16 protein-coding genes are annotated in these 16,880 nt (G+C 36.6%); 6 read left to right on the top strand and 10 right to left on the bottom strand.

Annotated elements, in window-relative coordinates:
* Positions 1-6 precede the first annotated feature (6 nt).
* From AC0NJG_RS17140 to AC0NJG_RS17110, 7 genes are all read right to left on the bottom strand, one after another.
* Entirely contained in the window at positions 7-942 is a 936-nt protein-coding gene (locus AC0NJG_RS17140; protein ID WP_001074633.1) for an ABC transporter permease subunit, read from the bottom strand.
* Between the two features lie 2 nt (positions 943-944).
* The gene (rbsA, locus tag AC0NJG_RS17135; protein ID WP_474063244.1) at positions 945-2,429 is read right to left on the bottom strand and encodes a ribose ABC transporter ATP-binding protein RbsA; all 1,485 of its coding nucleotides are present in this window, start codon (positions 2,427-2,429) and stop codon (positions 945-947) included.
* Positions 2,430-2,447: 18 nt separating this feature from the next.
* Entirely contained in the window at positions 2,448-2,843 is a 396-nt protein-coding gene (gene rbsD / locus AC0NJG_RS17130) for a D-ribose pyranase (RefSeq protein WP_087953826.1), read from the bottom strand.
* Positions 2,840-3,736 (bottom strand): ribokinase, encoded by an 897-nt coding sequence (rbsK, locus tag AC0NJG_RS17125; RefSeq protein ID WP_087953827.1) that lies wholly within the window; start codon positions 3,734-3,736, stop codon positions 2,840-2,842. The genes rbsD and rbsK overlap by 4 nt, the downstream gene beginning before the upstream one ends.
* A 13-nt stretch (positions 3,737-3,749) precedes the next feature.
* Positions 3,750-4,721, bottom strand: coding sequence for a ribose operon transcriptional repressor RbsR (gene rbsR / locus AC0NJG_RS17120; protein ID WP_087953828.1), 972 nt, complete (start codon positions 4,719-4,721; stop codon positions 3,750-3,752).
* Between the two features lie 137 nt (positions 4,722-4,858).
* Positions 4,859-6,472 (bottom strand): MDR family MFS transporter, encoded by a 1,614-nt coding sequence (locus AC0NJG_RS17115; RefSeq protein WP_074568104.1) that lies wholly within the window; start codon positions 6,470-6,472, stop codon positions 4,859-4,861.
* 19 nt (positions 6,473-6,491) lie between these two features.
* Positions 6,492-6,950 (bottom strand): MarR family winged helix-turn-helix transcriptional regulator, encoded by a 459-nt coding sequence (locus AC0NJG_RS17110; RefSeq protein ID WP_001132358.1) that lies wholly within the window; start codon positions 6,948-6,950, stop codon positions 6,492-6,494.
* A gap of 272 nt (positions 6,951-7,222) precedes the next feature.
* Here AC0NJG_RS17110 and glpT point away from each other — a divergent pair, with 272 nt between their 5' ends.
* From glpT to opp4A, 6 genes are all read left to right on the top strand, one after another.
* On the top strand, positions 7,223-8,572 hold the full coding sequence (gene glpT, locus AC0NJG_RS17105) for a glycerol-3-phosphate transporter (protein WP_143880788.1): 1,350 nt from the start codon (positions 7,223-7,225) through the stop codon (positions 8,570-8,572).
* A 281-nt stretch (positions 8,573-8,853) separates the two neighbouring features.
* Positions 8,854-9,873: an ABC transporter ATP-binding protein gene (locus AC0NJG_RS17100; protein WP_143881753.1), complete on the top strand. Its 1,020-nt coding sequence runs from the start codon at positions 8,854-8,856 to the stop codon at positions 9,871-9,873.
* Positions 9,860-10,786, top strand: a complete 927-nt coding sequence (locus AC0NJG_RS17095) for an ABC transporter ATP-binding protein (protein ID WP_143880787.1) — start codon at positions 9,860-9,862, stop codon at positions 10,784-10,786. Before AC0NJG_RS17100 ends, AC0NJG_RS17095 begins: the two co-directional genes overlap by 14 nt.
* A 14-nt stretch (positions 10,787-10,800) precedes the next feature.
* Entirely contained in the window at positions 10,801-11,766 is a 966-nt protein-coding gene (opp4B, locus tag AC0NJG_RS17090; protein WP_143880786.1) for an oligopeptide ABC transporter permease, read from the top strand.
* A gap of 18 nt (positions 11,767-11,784) precedes the next feature.
* Complete coding sequence (locus AC0NJG_RS17085) at positions 11,785-12,690, top strand: ABC transporter permease (RefSeq protein ID WP_143880785.1); 906 nt, start codon at positions 11,785-11,787, stop codon at positions 12,688-12,690.
* A gap of 14 nt (positions 12,691-12,704) precedes the next feature.
* Positions 12,705-14,483 (top strand): oligopeptide ABC transporter substrate-binding protein, encoded by a 1,779-nt coding sequence (opp4A, locus tag AC0NJG_RS17080; RefSeq protein ID WP_474063243.1) that lies wholly within the window; start codon positions 12,705-12,707, stop codon positions 14,481-14,483.
* Between the two features lie 102 nt (positions 14,484-14,585).
* Here opp4A and AC0NJG_RS17075 read toward each other — a convergent pair whose 3' ends face one another.
* From AC0NJG_RS17075 to AC0NJG_RS17065, 3 genes are all read right to left on the bottom strand, one after another.
* Positions 14,586-14,702 (bottom strand): DUF4027 family protein, encoded by a 117-nt coding sequence (locus AC0NJG_RS17075; RefSeq protein ID WP_143880783.1) that lies wholly within the window; start codon positions 14,700-14,702, stop codon positions 14,586-14,588.
* A 203-nt stretch (positions 14,703-14,905) separates the two neighbouring features.
* Positions 14,906-15,328, bottom strand: coding sequence for a universal stress protein (locus tag AC0NJG_RS17070; RefSeq protein ID WP_087953831.1), 423 nt, complete (start codon positions 15,326-15,328; stop codon positions 14,906-14,908).
* Between the two features lie 65 nt (positions 15,329-15,393).
* Entirely contained in the window at positions 15,394-16,845 is a 1,452-nt protein-coding gene (locus AC0NJG_RS17065) for a SulP family inorganic anion transporter (RefSeq protein ID WP_474063242.1), read from the bottom strand.
* Between the last annotated feature and the right edge of the window lie 35 nt (positions 16,846-16,880).

The raw sequence follows: 16,880 nt of genomic DNA, 5'->3' as shown, positions 1-16,880 counted from the left end.
CCTCCATTACGCTTCTTTTCGGCGATCAATTAATACAGCTAGTAAGATTACAAGTCCTTTTACAACTTGTTGGAAGAAAGAAGATACACCTAATAAATTTAAACCGTTATTTAGTACACCAATAATAAGTACACCGATGAATGTACCAACAATCCATCCTCTTCCCCCAGAAAGACTTGTTCCACCTAATACAACTGCTGCAATTGCATCTAACTCGTAAGAAGTACCTGCAGTTGGCTGTGCAGAATCTAGTCTTGATGTTAGGACAATACCTGCAAGCGCTGCCAAAATTCCAGAAAGACCGTAAATCATTACTTTAATTCTCGTAACATTAATACCTGATAATGCTGCTGCTTCTTCATTTCCACCAATTGCAAATGTACGGCGACCAAATGTCGTTTTCTTCAAAATGAAGTACAGTACTGCAAAAGCGATCATCATTGTAACAGCTGGTACCGGAATACCGAGAAAATACCCGCGACCAAACATTTGGAACATTAAATGATCACCAAGTCCAGTGATCGGACGTCCGTCCATATAAACAAGCGTCAACCCGCGAAAAATAGTCATTGTTGCTAAAGTCGCAATAAATGGAGCTACTTTTCCCTTTGCTATGATGATACCGTTTACAATTCCCATTACAAGACCAGCTAATAATCCAACTGCCATCGCAAGGAACGGGTCCATGCCACTTGCCATCATTCCAGCAACAAGTGCACTTGATAATGCTAAAATAGAACCTACCGATAAGTCAATACCCCCTGTTAAAATTACAAAGGTCATTCCGAATGCAATAAGCGCATTAATCGATACTTGACGCAGTATATTAAATAAATTTGGAATTTCAATAAACGCTGGATTTAAAGCTGTAATTACTACAATAATTAGCGCTAGTCCAATTAAAGACCCAAGTTGTTGTAATACATTCCCCTTCTTAGCCATCCTTACTCTCCCCCTGTAGCTAGTGCCATAATAGACTCTTGTGATGCCTCATCTTTCTCTAAAATGCCGCCGACTTTTCCTTCATGAATAACAAGAACGCGATCACTCATCCCTAAAACTTCTGGAAGCTCAGATGATACCATAATAACGGCATCTCCTTCTTCGGTAAGCTTATTCATAATAGAGTAAATTTCTTTTTTCGCTCCAACATCAACACCCCTTGTTGGCTCATCTAAAATGAGTAACTGCGGGTGGATACCTAGCCATTTCGCAATAACAACTTTTTGCTGATTTCCACCAGAAAGAGATTTCACCGCTTGCTCTCCACTAGATGCTTTCACATTAAGAAGTTTCATCATGTCCGCTGTAAACTGTTGTTCTAGCTCATTGCTTAGAACACTTCCCTTTGAAAGACTCTCTAAATTTGGTAAAGCTAAATTTTCTCGAATTGAGAAATCTAATACTAACCCTTCAGATTTTCTATCCTCTGTAATGAATGCAATTCTTTGTCTAATCGCATCTATCGGACTATCAATCTTTACTTCTTGTCCATTTATAAAAATTTGGCCAGAATCTAAAGGTTCGTATCCAAATATCGCTTTCATAATATCTGTACGGCCAGCTCCCATCAAACCAGCAACACCAAGGATTTCACCCTTTCTAACTTGAAACGAAACATTTTCAAACTTCCCTTTTTTCGTTCCATTACGCATTTCCAAAATAACATCGCCAATTTGACTATTTCGTTCTGGATAACGTTCACCAATGCTGCGCCCCACCATCATACTCACTACTTCATCAAATGATGTTTCCGGAATGGCTCTCTTTCCGACGTATTCCCCATCACGTAAAATCGTAATGGTATCACATATTGAAAAAATTTCTTCCATTCGGTGTGAGATATAAACGAACGACACGCCTTCTTTACGTAATTTATTAATGACAGTAAACAACGTTTCAATCTCACGATCTGTTAATGCAGCTGTCGGTTCATCCATAATAATAACGCTCGCGTTTGTCATTAACGCTTTCGCAATTTCGATAATCTGCTGTTGTCCAACCGATAGTTCCTCTGCTAACATAGCACCTCTTACATGCAATCCTAGCTCTGCTAGTTGCTGCTGTGCAATCGCGTTCATTTGTCGAGTGCGTAAAATACCTGTTTTCCCATACATTAACTCTTTACCGAGAAACATATTTTCAGCTACTGTTAAATTCGGCAATATGTTTAGTTCTTGATGTATAAATGCGATGCCGTACTCTTCAGCTTCTTTCGCATTTTTAAAGGTGCGCTCTTGCCCATCAATCGTGATTGTCCCACCATCTTTTTTGTATACACCTGTTAAAATCTTCATGAGCGTTGATTTACCCGCTCCATTTTCCCCCATCAATGCATGGACTTCTCCTGTTTCAATCATAAACTGTGCATTCTTCAAAACAGGATTTCCATTGAACGCCTTTGAAATGTTTTTCATTTCAATATGCATTCCCATCACTTCCCTTTATTAAAAAATCACGCCTGCATGTAAAATTACATTTGCATAAGGCGTAGCCTCGCCTGTACGAATAATCGCCTTCGCTTTCTTTGTATGCTCTTTAAATTGTTCGTGAGATACATACTCAAATGCTGGTTCTATTAATTTCTGCTCTATTTCTTTATTTACTTCCGCATTATTGTGAATAACTTCTTCTGCTAACGTCACTTTTTCAATTGCCATATCATCTGCTACCACTTGCAATACATCTAAAAAGCTAGGTTTTCCTATTTCAACAGCTAGATCAATTCTCTTTACTCCGTCAGGAATTGGTAAACCGCAATCAGCGATTACAATCGTATCCGTATGCCCAAGTGAAGCAAGCACTGCTGCAATCTCACTGTTTAATACGCCGTGCTTTTTCATCCGACAATCACCTGCACTTCACGTACTCTATCTCTCGTTGGCATACCGCCTTGTGCTCCAAGCTTCGTTACAGAAAGACCACCAGCAATATTCGCAAAACGAATTGCTTTTTGAAGTGTTTCGCCTTCAGAAAGCGCAACTGCTAACGCACCATTAAATGTATCACCAGCTCCAGTTGTATCCACTACATCAACAGCAATGCTAGGAACATGTACAATCTCCGTACCATTATGGAAACGTACACCGTTAGAACCTTCTGTCATCAATAGTTTATTTGGATATTTAGCCAATAAATCTTCAATTGGCGATGTGAAATCATCTAATACGATGCGACACTCATGTTCATTTGGCGTAATATAAGTTGCCTTTTCTAAAATATCTTTTGACAATACTTGTGCTGGCGCTGGATTTAACATAACTGGAATATTATGCTCCTCACAAATAGCTAATACATATTCCACTGTTTCAAGTGGAATCTCTAGTTGAAGAACAACCATATCTGCTTTTATAAGAAGATCTTTTGAACGATCTACAATCGAATCATTTACGAGAGCATTCGCTCCTTGCACAACAACAATACTGTTATCCTCTTCTGCTAAAACGATATGAGCAATTCCTGTCGCCGCATCTGTAACCGGTACCACATAGTCGATAAAAACACGTTCGTTCTCTAAATTTTTCTTAACTACAGTTCCATAATTATCGTTTCCTACCGCTCCAACCATTGCTACATTTGCGCCTAATCTAGCTGCAGCAACCGCTTGGTTAGCTCCTTTTCCTCCTGGAATTGTATGAAATGCTTCACCAATTACTGTTTCTCCTGCTTTCGGACGTTTTTTTGAAACGGCCACTAAGTCCATTGAAATACTACCTACTACTGCAATATTTGGCATCTATTTCAGCTCCTTACTTCGTTGTATTTCGTTCTATAATTTCAATCGGTAAACGATAGTGTTTCTCTTCTAATACGTTTCCTTCCATCTGCTCTAACAGCAGTTCTGTTGCAATTTTCCCCATTTCATAAATTGGCTGTGCAACAGTTGTAATAGATGGATACATCATCTCTGTTAAAGAAATTCCATCGAATCCGATAATTTGTAAATCATCCGGAATAGAAATTCCCTTTTGAAGTGCAGCCTTTACAATACCTATTGCAATTAAATCATTCCCAGCAACAATTCCATCTATATGTGGGTACTCTTCTAATAATTCCACCGCTACACGCTCACTATTAGCCGGATCAAATGTACTCTCTGCAATCATATAAGAAAGATTATTTTGCGTAATAACGTCTACAAAACCTTCAAAACGTTCATTAGCCGTGCTTACGTCACGCGGTCCGCGAATATGCGCAATATGTTTACAGCCTTTATCTATTAATAACTTTGTCGCTGCCTGACTTCCCGCATAGTTATCAGCATACACAGCAGGTATACGCTCATTAAACATACGGTCAATTGCAACCACTGGTACTGACAAATTCATGTAATTCACACTATTTTTTGGGTTTGTTGCTACAATAAATCCGTCCACATTATTTTGTCTAAGTACATCAATATATTGCTTTTCTTTCTCTAAATTTTCATCAGAGTTACAAAGTACAACTGTATATCCTTGCTTATGCGCTACATCTTCTACGGCACGTGCAACTTCTGGAAAGAATGGATTCACGATATTTGGAACAACTAAACCAATTAAACGAGATTTCTTATTATATAGTGAACGTGCTACTGTACTAGGTTTATAATCTAGCATCTCAATCGCTCGTTCTACTTTCTTTAATGTATCTTCATGAACATATCCATTTTTATTTAAAACTCTGGAAACGGTCGCAACAGATACTCCCGCTAATTTTGCAACGTCTTTAATCGTACTCATTCTCTTCCCTCTCCATTCCATGTAACCGTTTACAGAAAATAATATAACGTATTTCTAGAAATACGTCAATCATTTCTCACGAAAAAGCTTTTAAGGTTATACTCAAAAAAGCACCGCCATAAGGCGATGCTTTTTCATTACGAATATGATACAGTTTGTTCTTTTTCCTCTGTAGCTGGCTCTTTAGCATCCTTTTTACGATCTGACAGTTTAATCTTCTGTAAGAAAATCGTAAAGATAGCGCCTACTACGATAAATACTAATCCTGTTAAGAATACAGTATGAAGTGAGTCTACTAAAGAGTTTTTCAAAATCGGTACAATGCTATTAGCGAATGCTTCTGGCATTTGTTTTAATGCCTCTGGACTAAATAGCATTGAATATAAACCTTGTGGATCTGTATGAATCATATCTTTAAATTTCGTTACCATTTGTCCCGCTTCTTTCGGGAATGTATCTAATACAGGTACTAAATTCTTTGTTAATGTTGTACCTGAAGTGTTATTCATGATTGATCCTAAAATTGTAATACCAAATGTTCCGCCGATTTGACGGAAGAACTGACTTGATGATGTTACGACACCAAGATCTTTTTTCGGGAAGCTTTCTTGTAACGCTAATGTTAATGTCGGCATTACAAGACCCATTCCTAAACCGATAACCATCATATAAGAAGTAGCAGTCAATTTAGTTGTGTGCATATCCATCGTTGTTAATAACCAGAATCCTCCAGCCATTATAAGCATTCCTGTAATAATTTGTGGTTTTACACCAACTTTTAATACAAGTTGCCCGCCAATAATACTCATCACAATCATTGTAATCATCATTGGCGTCATAATTGTTCCTGATTCAGCAGCACTTACTCCTACAATTCCTTGCATGAAGAATGGTACGAACATAATGGCACCGAACATTCCAATACTCATAAAGAATCCAATCGCATTTAGTAATGTAAATGTACGATTTTTAAAGAAATGCATCGGTAAAATTGGTTCTTCCGCTTTCGTTTCAACGATAACAAAGCTAACGATACCAATTAAAGCTAATGCAAATAACCCGATAATTTGCCAAGAATCCCATGCGTAATCTTTTCCACCAAACGTTAATGCAAGTAATAAACTTACAACACCGAGAATCATTGTAAAGATCCCAGCAATATCAATTTTAATTGGTCCTGTTTGTTTATGTGATTTTAATCCCATTGCAATAAAGATTGTTGCTAAAATACCAACTGGCAAGTTAATGTAGAATACCCATCTCCAGTTCACTGCATCTACAATCCAACCACCCACTTGTGGTCCAATTACAGAAGCAAGACCGTATAACGCACCAAAAATACCTTGCCATTTCGCACGTTCTTTTCCCGTGAACATATCTCCGATAATAATCATAGCCATTGGCATCATAATACCGCCACCAAGACCTTGAATACCACGGAAAATAATTAATTCTGTCATACCATTTGCCATACCACATAACGCTGAGCCAACCATAAAGATAACTAACCCTGTAATATATACGTTACGACGGCCAAGTAAATCCGCTAATTTACCTGCAATTGGTACAACTGTCGTTGATGTTAACATATAGGCTGTTGTTAACCACGTCATTAAGCTTAATCCACCTAGTTCACCGACGATACGCGGCATTGCTGTACCAACGATTGTTCCATCTAAGGCAGCAAATAGCATAGCGATGATTAAACCGATTAACAACAACTTTCTATTTATATTTTCTTGTTGCTCCATGTAATCTCCTCAATTCCTCTTAGTTATTCTCTTTTTTCTCTTGTGTCCCGCAAATAATTGTTTCTAACTTCTCAAAGAGACGTAATAAATCTTCTCTTTCTTGTAATTCTAAATGTGAGAAGTATTTTGCAATGTGCTCATTACGAGCGGTCATTGCCTCTTCTACCCTAGCTTTCCCCTTTTTTGTTAACTCAATAATGACAACACGGCGGTCATCTTTGTCGTGATAACGCTCTACAAGCTCTTGGTCAATTAAACGATCGATCATCACTGTAATTGCACTAGGCTTTACATACATCTTTTTTGCTAATTTTGTCGCCCTTGAAGCTCCATAATGATCTAAAATCTTTAAAATATAAAACTGCGGTGGTGTAAGTCCTGTTGCTTGCATTTGTTCTAATAACTCTGTCTGCATTTTCTTTCCGATTGAAAAGGCAAGAGCTTGAATTTTATCGATATGCGTCATATCATTTGGCATGTTATCCACCTCTTATTTAAACAATAAAATATTTAACGTATTTAAATATTAATCCGACGAACAAAATCCGTCAACACTTTTTATTTATAAAAACGTTTACATTTTTGTCACAAAGTTGTATAATTTTCGACGAAGTTAATATTGACAGTCACGGAGAATCGGAGTACACGGCTATGAATCATAAAAAAGGAAACTTTTTTATATTTCATGGCCTTTTTATATTCTCTCTGACTTACAACACTTCGAATTAAATTGGGGAGGATTTTCATTTTATGTTTTTCACACAATTCTTTAAACCTGCGCCCCACGCAGAACGCTTACCAGCTGATCGCGTTGATAGTGAATACCGTAAATTACGTTTACAAGTATTTTTAGGTATCTTCATCGGCTATGCAGGTTATTACTTTGTTCGAAAAAACTTTTCACTAGCAATGCCATACTTAATTGAACAAGGCTTTAGTAAAGGGGAACTTGGGGTTATCCTTTCAGCAGTTTCTATTGCTTACGGATTAAGTAAATTTCTTATGGGTATCGTATCCGATCGTTGTAATCCTCGCTACTTTTTAGCAGCTGGGCTATTTTTATCAGGTATCATTAATATTATTTTCGGCTCATTTTCTTTCATTACAACGAGCATTATACTTATGTTTGTACTTCAGTTTTTAAATGGATGGGTACAAGGTATGGGATGGCCTCCTTGTGGTCGTACGATGGTTCACTGGTTCTCTATTAGCGAACGTGGTACAAAAATGTCTATTTGGAACGTCGCTCATAATGTTGGCGGAGCGCTTATGCCTTCCCTTGTAACATTAGGCTTATACCTCTTCGCAGATGACTGGAAAAGTATTTTTTACTTCCCAGGTATTCTTTCAATTTTAGTTGGTATTTATGTATTAATTACGATGAAAGATACACCTCAATCTTGCGGATTGCCTTCTATTGAAGAACATACTGGAGAATATCCACCAGATGAAAAAGTAAAAGATCGCGAACGTGAACTTTCAGTAAAGGAAATTTTATTTACATACGTATTAAACAATAAGTTTTTATGGTACATCGCTATTGCGAACGTTTTCGTATATTTCGTACGTTACGGCGTTGTAGACTGGGCTCCTACTTACTTAGTAGAAGAAAAAAGCTTTACTCATAGTAGCTCACGTACTGCTTACGCTCTATATGAATGGGCTGGTATTCCAGGTACACTTCTTTGCGGATGGATGAGTGATAAACTATTTAAAGGACGCCGCGCACCTGCTGGTATTTTATTTATGGTTGGTGTATTTATCGCCGTTCTTGTGTACTGGCTAAACCCTCCTGGTAATCCAATGGTTGATAGTATCGCACTTGTCGCAATTGGATTTTTAATTTACGGACCTGTTATGCTAATTGGTCTACACGCTCTTGACTTAGCACCAAAGAAAGCTGCTGGAACTGCAGCAGGCTTAACTGGATTCTTCGGTTACTTAGGCGGAGCTGCTTTCGCTAGTGCCGCTATGGGCTTTATCGTAGATGCATTCGGATGGGATGGCGGATTCATCTTATTACTTGTATCTTGCGTACTTGCAATGTTCTTCCTTGCCCTTACTTTAAATACAGGGTCAGTAAAATCAAAACAAGCTTAAGTACAAATATTATACTTATCAAAAAAAGAGGGGCCATTCTTTCCAGAATGCCTCTCTTTTTTCTACATATAAATCTTTTTTCTTACAAAAGATTCATTTTCCTCTCATATGTATGTTAGCGCTTTCGAAATACTTCAACACCTAATACAACTGCATTCCACTTTTATATAAAAAGATTTTTGAATATTTTATCAAATTAACCTTGTCAAACATTGTCAATTTATATTAAAATAACAACATACAAAATATTTAGTCTTTTCAGAAAAGATGGAGGGATAGCCATGAAGAATCCACTTCTTCGTATTGAAAACTTGCAAACTTCCTTTCGTATACAAGATCAGTATCATGCAGCAGTTGATGATGTATCCTTAACTGTTCATGAAAATGAAATTGTTGCTATCGTTGGTGAGTCAGGATGCGGAAAAAGTGCACTTGCCCTTTCCATTATGCGACTGCATAATGAAGCAAATACAAAATTACAAGGGCAGCTTTACTATAGAGATAAGGATTTACTATCTATGTCAGCCGCAGAAATGAATAAAGTACGCGGATCAAATATGGGGATGATTTTCCAAGAACCTCTTACAGCACTTAATCCACTTATGACGGTCGGCAAACAAATTGAAGAAAATTTAAATTACCACACAAACCTTTCAAAGACAGAAAAAAAAGAACGCACCTTAGAACTACTCCATCAAGTTGGTATTCCAAAACCAGAACTTACATATAAACAATACCCACACGAATTATCTGGCGGAATGAGACAAAGAATTGTTATCGCAATTGCAATTGCTTGTAAGCCAGGACTCATTATTGCAGATGAGCCTACAACTGCACTTGACGTAACGATTCAAGCACAAATTCTAGACCTATTAAAATCTATTCAAGAACAAACAAAAATGGGCATCATCTTAATCACACACGACCTAAGTGTTGTTGCTGAAACAGCTGATCGCGTTGTTGTTATGTATGCAGGCCAAATTGTGGAAACAGGAACTGTTGAAGAAATCTTTAATAATCCTCTTCATCCATATACACGATCTTTATTAAATTCTATTCCATCTGCATATGCTGAAAAAGAAAAATTGCATGTCATTCAAGGGGTTGTACCGACATTAGCTAAACTACCTCGTACAGGTTGTCGCTTCCAAGCACGGATTCCATGGATTAGACCTGATCAACATGAAGAAAATCCAACTCTACATGAAGCAAAAGCAGATCATTGGGTACGTTGCACTTGCTACAAACATTTCAACTTCCAAGATAAGAAAGGAGATGACGTAACTCATGGCACTGCTTAAAGTAGAAGATTTAAAAGTACATTTCCCAATTAAAGGTGGTTTCTTCGGACGCACATTAGATTATGTACGTGCTGTAGATGGTGTAAGTTTTGAATTACAGCCTGGTGAAACATACGGAATTGTTGGTGAATCAGGAAGTGGCAAATCAACAACGGGTAAAGCAATTATGCATTTAACGAAAGCAACAGCTGGTAGCATTCATTTTAATAATAGAGATTTAACAAGATTACGTCGCTCAGAACTACGAGAACAACGAAAAGATATTCAAATGATTTTCCAAGATCCTTATTCATCATTAAATCCGAAGAAACGTGTTCTCGATATTATCGCTGAACCACTTCGGAATTTTGAGAAGCTCTCACCTGATGAAGAGCGTAGAGCTGTTCAAGATTATCTTGATAAAGTTGGCTTAAATCCGGAGTCCATTTATAAATACCCACATGAATTTTCCGGTGGACAAAGACAGCGGATTGGTATTGCACGCGCTCTTACATTAAAACCCAAACTTATTATTGCTGATGAACCTGTATCAGCACTGGATGTTTCTGTACAAGCTCAAGTATTAAACTTCTTGCAAGATTTACAAGCTGAGCTCGGACTAACATACTTATTCATTAGTCATGATTTAGGTGTAATTCGTCATATGTGTGACCGTATCGGTGTTATGTATCGTGGACGCATTGTCGAAGAAGCAACTAGTGCAGAAATTTATAGTAATCCACAACACATTTACACGAAACGCTTAATATCAGCAATTCCTGATATTCGCCCAGAAAATCGCGAAAAACAAACTAAACTACGACGCGAAGTAAATACTGAATATGAAAAATATTATGAAAACTACTTTAATGAAGATGGTCGTGCTTACGATTTAAAACCAATCTCGCCAACACACCGGGTGGCATTACCATAAGGGAGTGATAAAACATGTGGAAATTTATACTACGTCGATTATTAGTTATGATACCGCAATTATTCGTATTAAGTATTCTCGTCTTCGCACTTGCGAAAGCGATGCCCGGTGATGCTTTAACCGGTAGAGCAATGGATCCAAGTGCCGATCCAAAAGTAATTGAAGAGCAAAGAGAACGACTCGGGTTAAATGATCCGATTACAACACAATATGTACGCTGGATTAAAAATGTTGCTCAAGGTGATTTTGGTGTCTCTACTATACATAAAATCCAAGTAACAGATTTATTAGGTGAACGCCTTGGAAACACAATTACATTATCGCTTGCTATTTTAATTCTTACGTATTTAATTGCCATCCCATTAGGGGTTATTAGCGGTCGCTGGAATAACTCTTGGATGGATCGGATTATTACACTATATAACTATCTTGGTTATGCAACACCATTATTTATTTTTGCATTAATTATGCTCTTTGTATTCGGATTTCAACTTGCTCTTTTCCCGACTGGAGGCAGTGTAGACCCACAAGTAGCTGATGGTACCTTCGCTTATTATATGAGCAAATTAAACCACCTTATGCTACCTGCAATATGTGGCGCACTTATTGGAACTGTTAGTACAGTCCAATATTTAAGAAGTGAAATTATTGATACGAAGATTAAAGATTTTGTACGCACTGCTAGAGCAAAAGGTGTACCAGAGTCACGAGTTTATTCTAAACATATTTTACGTAACTCTTTCTTACCAATCGCAGCTTTCTTAGGTTATGAGATTACTGGTTTAATTGGTGGATCAATCTTTTTAGAAAGTATATTTAGTTATCCTGGACTCGGTCAACTCTTTATGCAATCTATCACTCAGCGTGACTTTAGTGTCATTACTTCCCTAGTAATGCTTACTGGTTTTGCAACGTTACTTGGAACACTCCTTTCTGACATTATTCTAAGCATCGTTGACCCAAGAATTCGAATCGATTAATAGAAAGGAGCAGACGTTATGTTGGCAAACCCTGAAAAACAAACAGAAATAATTCCGTATGAGAAAAGTCCATCAGGTTTCTCTATTATGTGGAGAGAGTTTCGTAAAGATAAATTAGCAATGTTTTCACTTGTCTTTCTTACTCTACTACTACTAGGTGTTTATATAACCTCATTTATTATGAAACAAGAAGATATTGTACGAGTAGACTTATTTGCAATATATTCACCACCTTCTGCTGAACATTTGTTAGGTACAGACTATGGAGGCCGTGATATTTTTGGACAACTTATAATTGGTACACGTAACTCATTTACAATTGGCTTAGTTATTACCGCCATCACCTGCTTTATCGGTATGACTATCGGTCTCATCGCAGGTTACTTTGGCGGAAAAATTGACAATATGATTATGCGTATTATCGATTTCATTATTGTTTTACCGTTTTTAATGATTGTAATTGTTTTCATTACAATTGTCCCAAAGTTCAATGTACTTACATTTATTTTAATTATGAGCATGTTTTTATGGACTGGTAAAGCACGTTTAATTCGTTCTAAAGTCCTAGCGGAAAAAGAGTTAGATTATGTATCAGCTTCAAAAACATTAGGAACACCTAATTGGAAAATCATAACTTTTCAAGTATTACCTAATTTAAGTTCTATTATTATCGTAAGTGTCACATTAAACCTTGCGGGGAATATCGGTATCGAATCTGGACTAACATTTTTAGGCTTCGGCCTCCCAGAAAGTACACCGAGTCTCGGGACACTCGTTAGTTATGCAACAAACCCAGATGTATTACAAGAGAAATGGTGGATTTGGTTACCTGCATCAATCATGATTTTAGTGTTGATGTTGAGTATAAATTTTATCGGCCAAGCGCTACAACGTGCAGCTGATGCAAGACAAAGAAAAGGTTAAGGGGTGGGGAATTTATGAATAAACCAAAATTTGTTAAAGTTCTAAGTACACTTGCAGTTTCAACATTATTACTCTCTGCATGCGGAGGAAACGGTAGCAATGATAAGAAATCGAGTAGCCAGAAAAACGTTGAAACAAATAAATTTAGTTCGCAAGTAAAAAATGATAAAAAAGAAGTGAAAGATGGATCTCTTACTTATGGACTTGTATCTGGTACACCATTTGCTGGTATTTTAAATCCTGTTGTGTATGAGAATGCTACTGACTGGGATATTATCACGTTCTTTGATGACTCACTATTATGGACAGATAAGAACTATGAAATTACAAATAATGGCCCAGCTACTTTTGAGATTTCTGAAAATAAAAAAACAATTACAATAAAAATCAAAGATAATGTAAAATGGCACGATGGTAACCCTGTTACAGCTGAAGATTTAGAATATGCATACCTTGCAATCGGTCATCCAAAATATGAAGGTGCTCGCTATTCAAAACAAATGCCACTTATTGAAGGTATGGAAGATTATCACGCTGGCAAGGCTGACAAAATTTCTGGTGTAAAAGTAATTGATCAAAAAACTATTTCCATTACATATAAACAACCAAATCCATCAATGATTACTGGTGTTTGGACTTTACCACTTAATAAAAAATATTTAGGCGACGTACCAATTGAGAAACTAGCAGAATCTGATAAAGTTCGTAAAAATCCAATCGGTTTCGGTCCATTTAAAGTGAAAAAAATCGTTCCAGGTGAAGCAATTGAATTTGAACGCAATGATGATTACTGGGCTGGAAAACCTAAACTGAAAAATTTAACATTAAAAGTTGTTAATCCGTCTGTTGTAAACGCCTCATTAAAAAATGGTGATATTGATATCGCTGAAGTTAGCGCAGATCAATATCCAAATGTAAGTAAATTGAAAAATGCACAACTTATTGGAAAAACAGATTTATACTATAGCTACATCGGCTTTAAGTTTGGAACTTGGGATAAAGACAAAAAAGAAAATGTAACAAATGAGAATAATAAGTTTAAAGATGTACGCTTACGCCAAGCAATGGCTTATGCTATTGACCGTAAAGAAATCGGTGACAAATTATATCATGGACTACGCTATCCTGCTAATTCACCTGTTCCACCATCTTTACCAAAGTTCCATAATAATAATGTCGGTGCATATGATAAAGACGTTGAGAAGGCTAAAAAATTATTAGATGAAGCTGGATATAAAGATAAAAATAGTGACGGATTCCGTGAAGATCCAAACGGAAATGAATTTAAACTTAACCTTCTAGCAATGAGCGGAAGTGACACGAGTGAACCTCTTGCAAAATTATTTATCCAATCTTGGAAAGATATTGGTGTGAAAGTAGAGCTTGTTGATGGACGCTTACACGAACTAAACTCCTTCTATAAAATGGTTGAGGAGGACGATCCAAAAGTAGACTTATTCTCAGCTGCATGGGGCGTTGGTTCTGATCCAGATCCTTCTGGTGTTTGGGGTAAGAATGCTAAATTTAACAATGGTCGCTGGGTAAACGAACAGAATACTAAACTATTAGAAGATGGTATCTCTCCAGCGGCAATGGACGATAAATATCGTAAAGATGTATACGATAAATGGCAAAAACTTATCCACGATGAAGTACCATTAATTCCACTTCATTACAAGTTTGAATTAACAGGTGTAAATAACCGTGTTAAAGATTATGACGTTGCACCAGGTTCTAAATTAACATGGAAAGACGTTACTGTAACAAGTGAAAAAGCGGAAGTAGCTAAGTAAACAAAAATAGCTCTTAGCATTTACATACATGCTAAGAGCTATTTTTTATTTTCATTGCTGTTCCTACTAATGATAACAACCAATTCCTTCCCTACTATAAGATTAAAAGATTTGATGAAACACCTTTATTAAAACAGCTAACGTAACAGATGCAGCAAATCCCCCTAAACAAATAAGACTGACACCTTGGCTATATGATAAATTTTGAAGTGCTTTCATCTTTTTCATCCTCCCTATCTTCCCTTCGTTATTTTTATTTTACCAATGGAATAATTTTCATAACATCGATTTCTCTAACAACTAACTTACAAATTTGTAAGTTAACATCTTTTCAACTTCTATATCTAGTATTTCCACAAATAAGAGTCATTTATACATAAAAAAAGACCTCAGTTATACTAAGGTCTTCGTCACATTCTATTTCATTTTATAATCATCACTGGACATTTCACACGCTTTGCTATTTTATGACTGACACTACCAAGTACCATTTCTTGTAATGTATTTAATCCTCTGCTTCCAGCAATAACAAGATCTATATCTCCTGTATTTACATATTGAACGATCGTATCCCCAGGATCACCATGTAATATCGTAATTGTATAAGGAATGTTCTCTTTCTTTAATAAACCTTCAATCTCTTTTAATTTATCTTTTCGGCTAGCCGATATTGTTTCTAAATCTGTTTGACCTTGTATAATATCTGATTTTGCCGTTCTATTATCTACTACGTACACCACTTCAACATTTGTTTCTTCGTTAAATTTTGCAATATGTGTCGCGTGCTCTGCCGCTCGAAGTGCATGTTCAGAACCATCACATGCTAATATAATTTGTTTATACATATGCTGAATCCCCTTTTCGTTATCCTACTCGTATTATATAATAAAGCCCCCTAAAAAGGAGGCTTCTAACTAGCAATTCTTTTATTATAAGTAGCTAAATTTGTAACAAGTTTTGAGCTACGTTCATTTAATCCTGTTATACTTACTTTCACGCCACTTTGTTCATACTTCATGATAACTTTATCAATTGATGCCACTGCTGAATCATCCCATACGTCTGCGTGCGTAAAATTCAATTCAATTTCTTTTACATCTTCCTCAAATGAAAAATTATTGATAAGATCTGCCGTAGATGCAAAGAAAAGTTGACCATGAATTTCGTATATTTTCTTATTTTCAATATATAAATGTTTCACGTGAATCTTTGCCATATTGAATGCAAATAAAACCGCACTAATTACTGTTCCGATAATTACACCTAATGCTAAATTATGTGTAATTAAGACAACCACAACTGTTACGATCATAACAAATGCATTCCCTTTTGGCACTTTATGAATCGTTGTTACAGAGTTCCAATCAAATGTTCCAATTGAAACCATAATCATAACTGCAACTAAAGCTGCCATCGGAATATGAACGACATAATCACCTAAAACAAATAGTAATATGATTAAAAATCCGCCCGCTACAAACGTCGATAATCGTCCGCGTCCACCTGATTTAATATTAATAACAGATTGTTCAATCATTGCACATCCTGCCATTCCTCCGAAGAAACCAGCAACAATATTTGCAATCCCTTGTCCACGTGCTTCTTTATGTTTATTACTTTCCGTATGCGTCATATCATCTAAAACTGAAGCTGTTAATAATGACTCTAGTAAACCGATCACTGCAAGCATAACTGCGTACGGTAAAATAATCCCTAATGTCTCAAGTGTAAAAGGCACGTCAGGCATGCTAAAGAACGGTAATTCTTTCGGCAAGCTTCCCATATCCCCTACTGTTTTCAACTGTAATCCACTCATAATTGCAATACTTGTTACAATAATAATGGAAATAAGTGTAGACGGAACAGCCGTCGTAATACGTGGAAATACATATATAATTGCAAGTCCTAATGCGACAAGTGCATACATTTGCCAAGTTGCATTTTTAAAATGCGGCAATTGTGCTGTAAAAACTAAAATTCCAAGTGAATTTAAAAAACCACTCATAACAGATTTCGGAACAAACTTCATAAATGAGCTCAGTTTGAACACGCCAAAAATAATTTGGACAATACCCGTTAATATTGTTGTAGCAAATAAGTATTGCAAACCGTGATCCTTAACGAGCGTTACCATTAATAATGCCATTGCACCTGTTGCAGCTGAAATCATCCCAGTTCTTGCGCCAACAAATGAAATGGTAACTGCGATACAAAAAGCTGCATACAATCCAACGGTCGGATCTACACCTGCAATAACAGAGAAAGCAATCGCTTCAGGAATTAATGCTAAAGCAACAACTATTCCTGATAACACGTCCCCTTTTACATTGGAAAACCAGTCATTTTTTATCGTCTGAAACAAAATACCACTCCTCTACTCTTTTATCATTTAATTTT

It is taken from the genome of Bacillus sp. SSR7 (assembly GCF_055902415.1).
The sequence above is the reverse complement of the archived record's forward strand: the minus strand, read 5'-3'. Positions and strand labels throughout refer to the sequence as shown.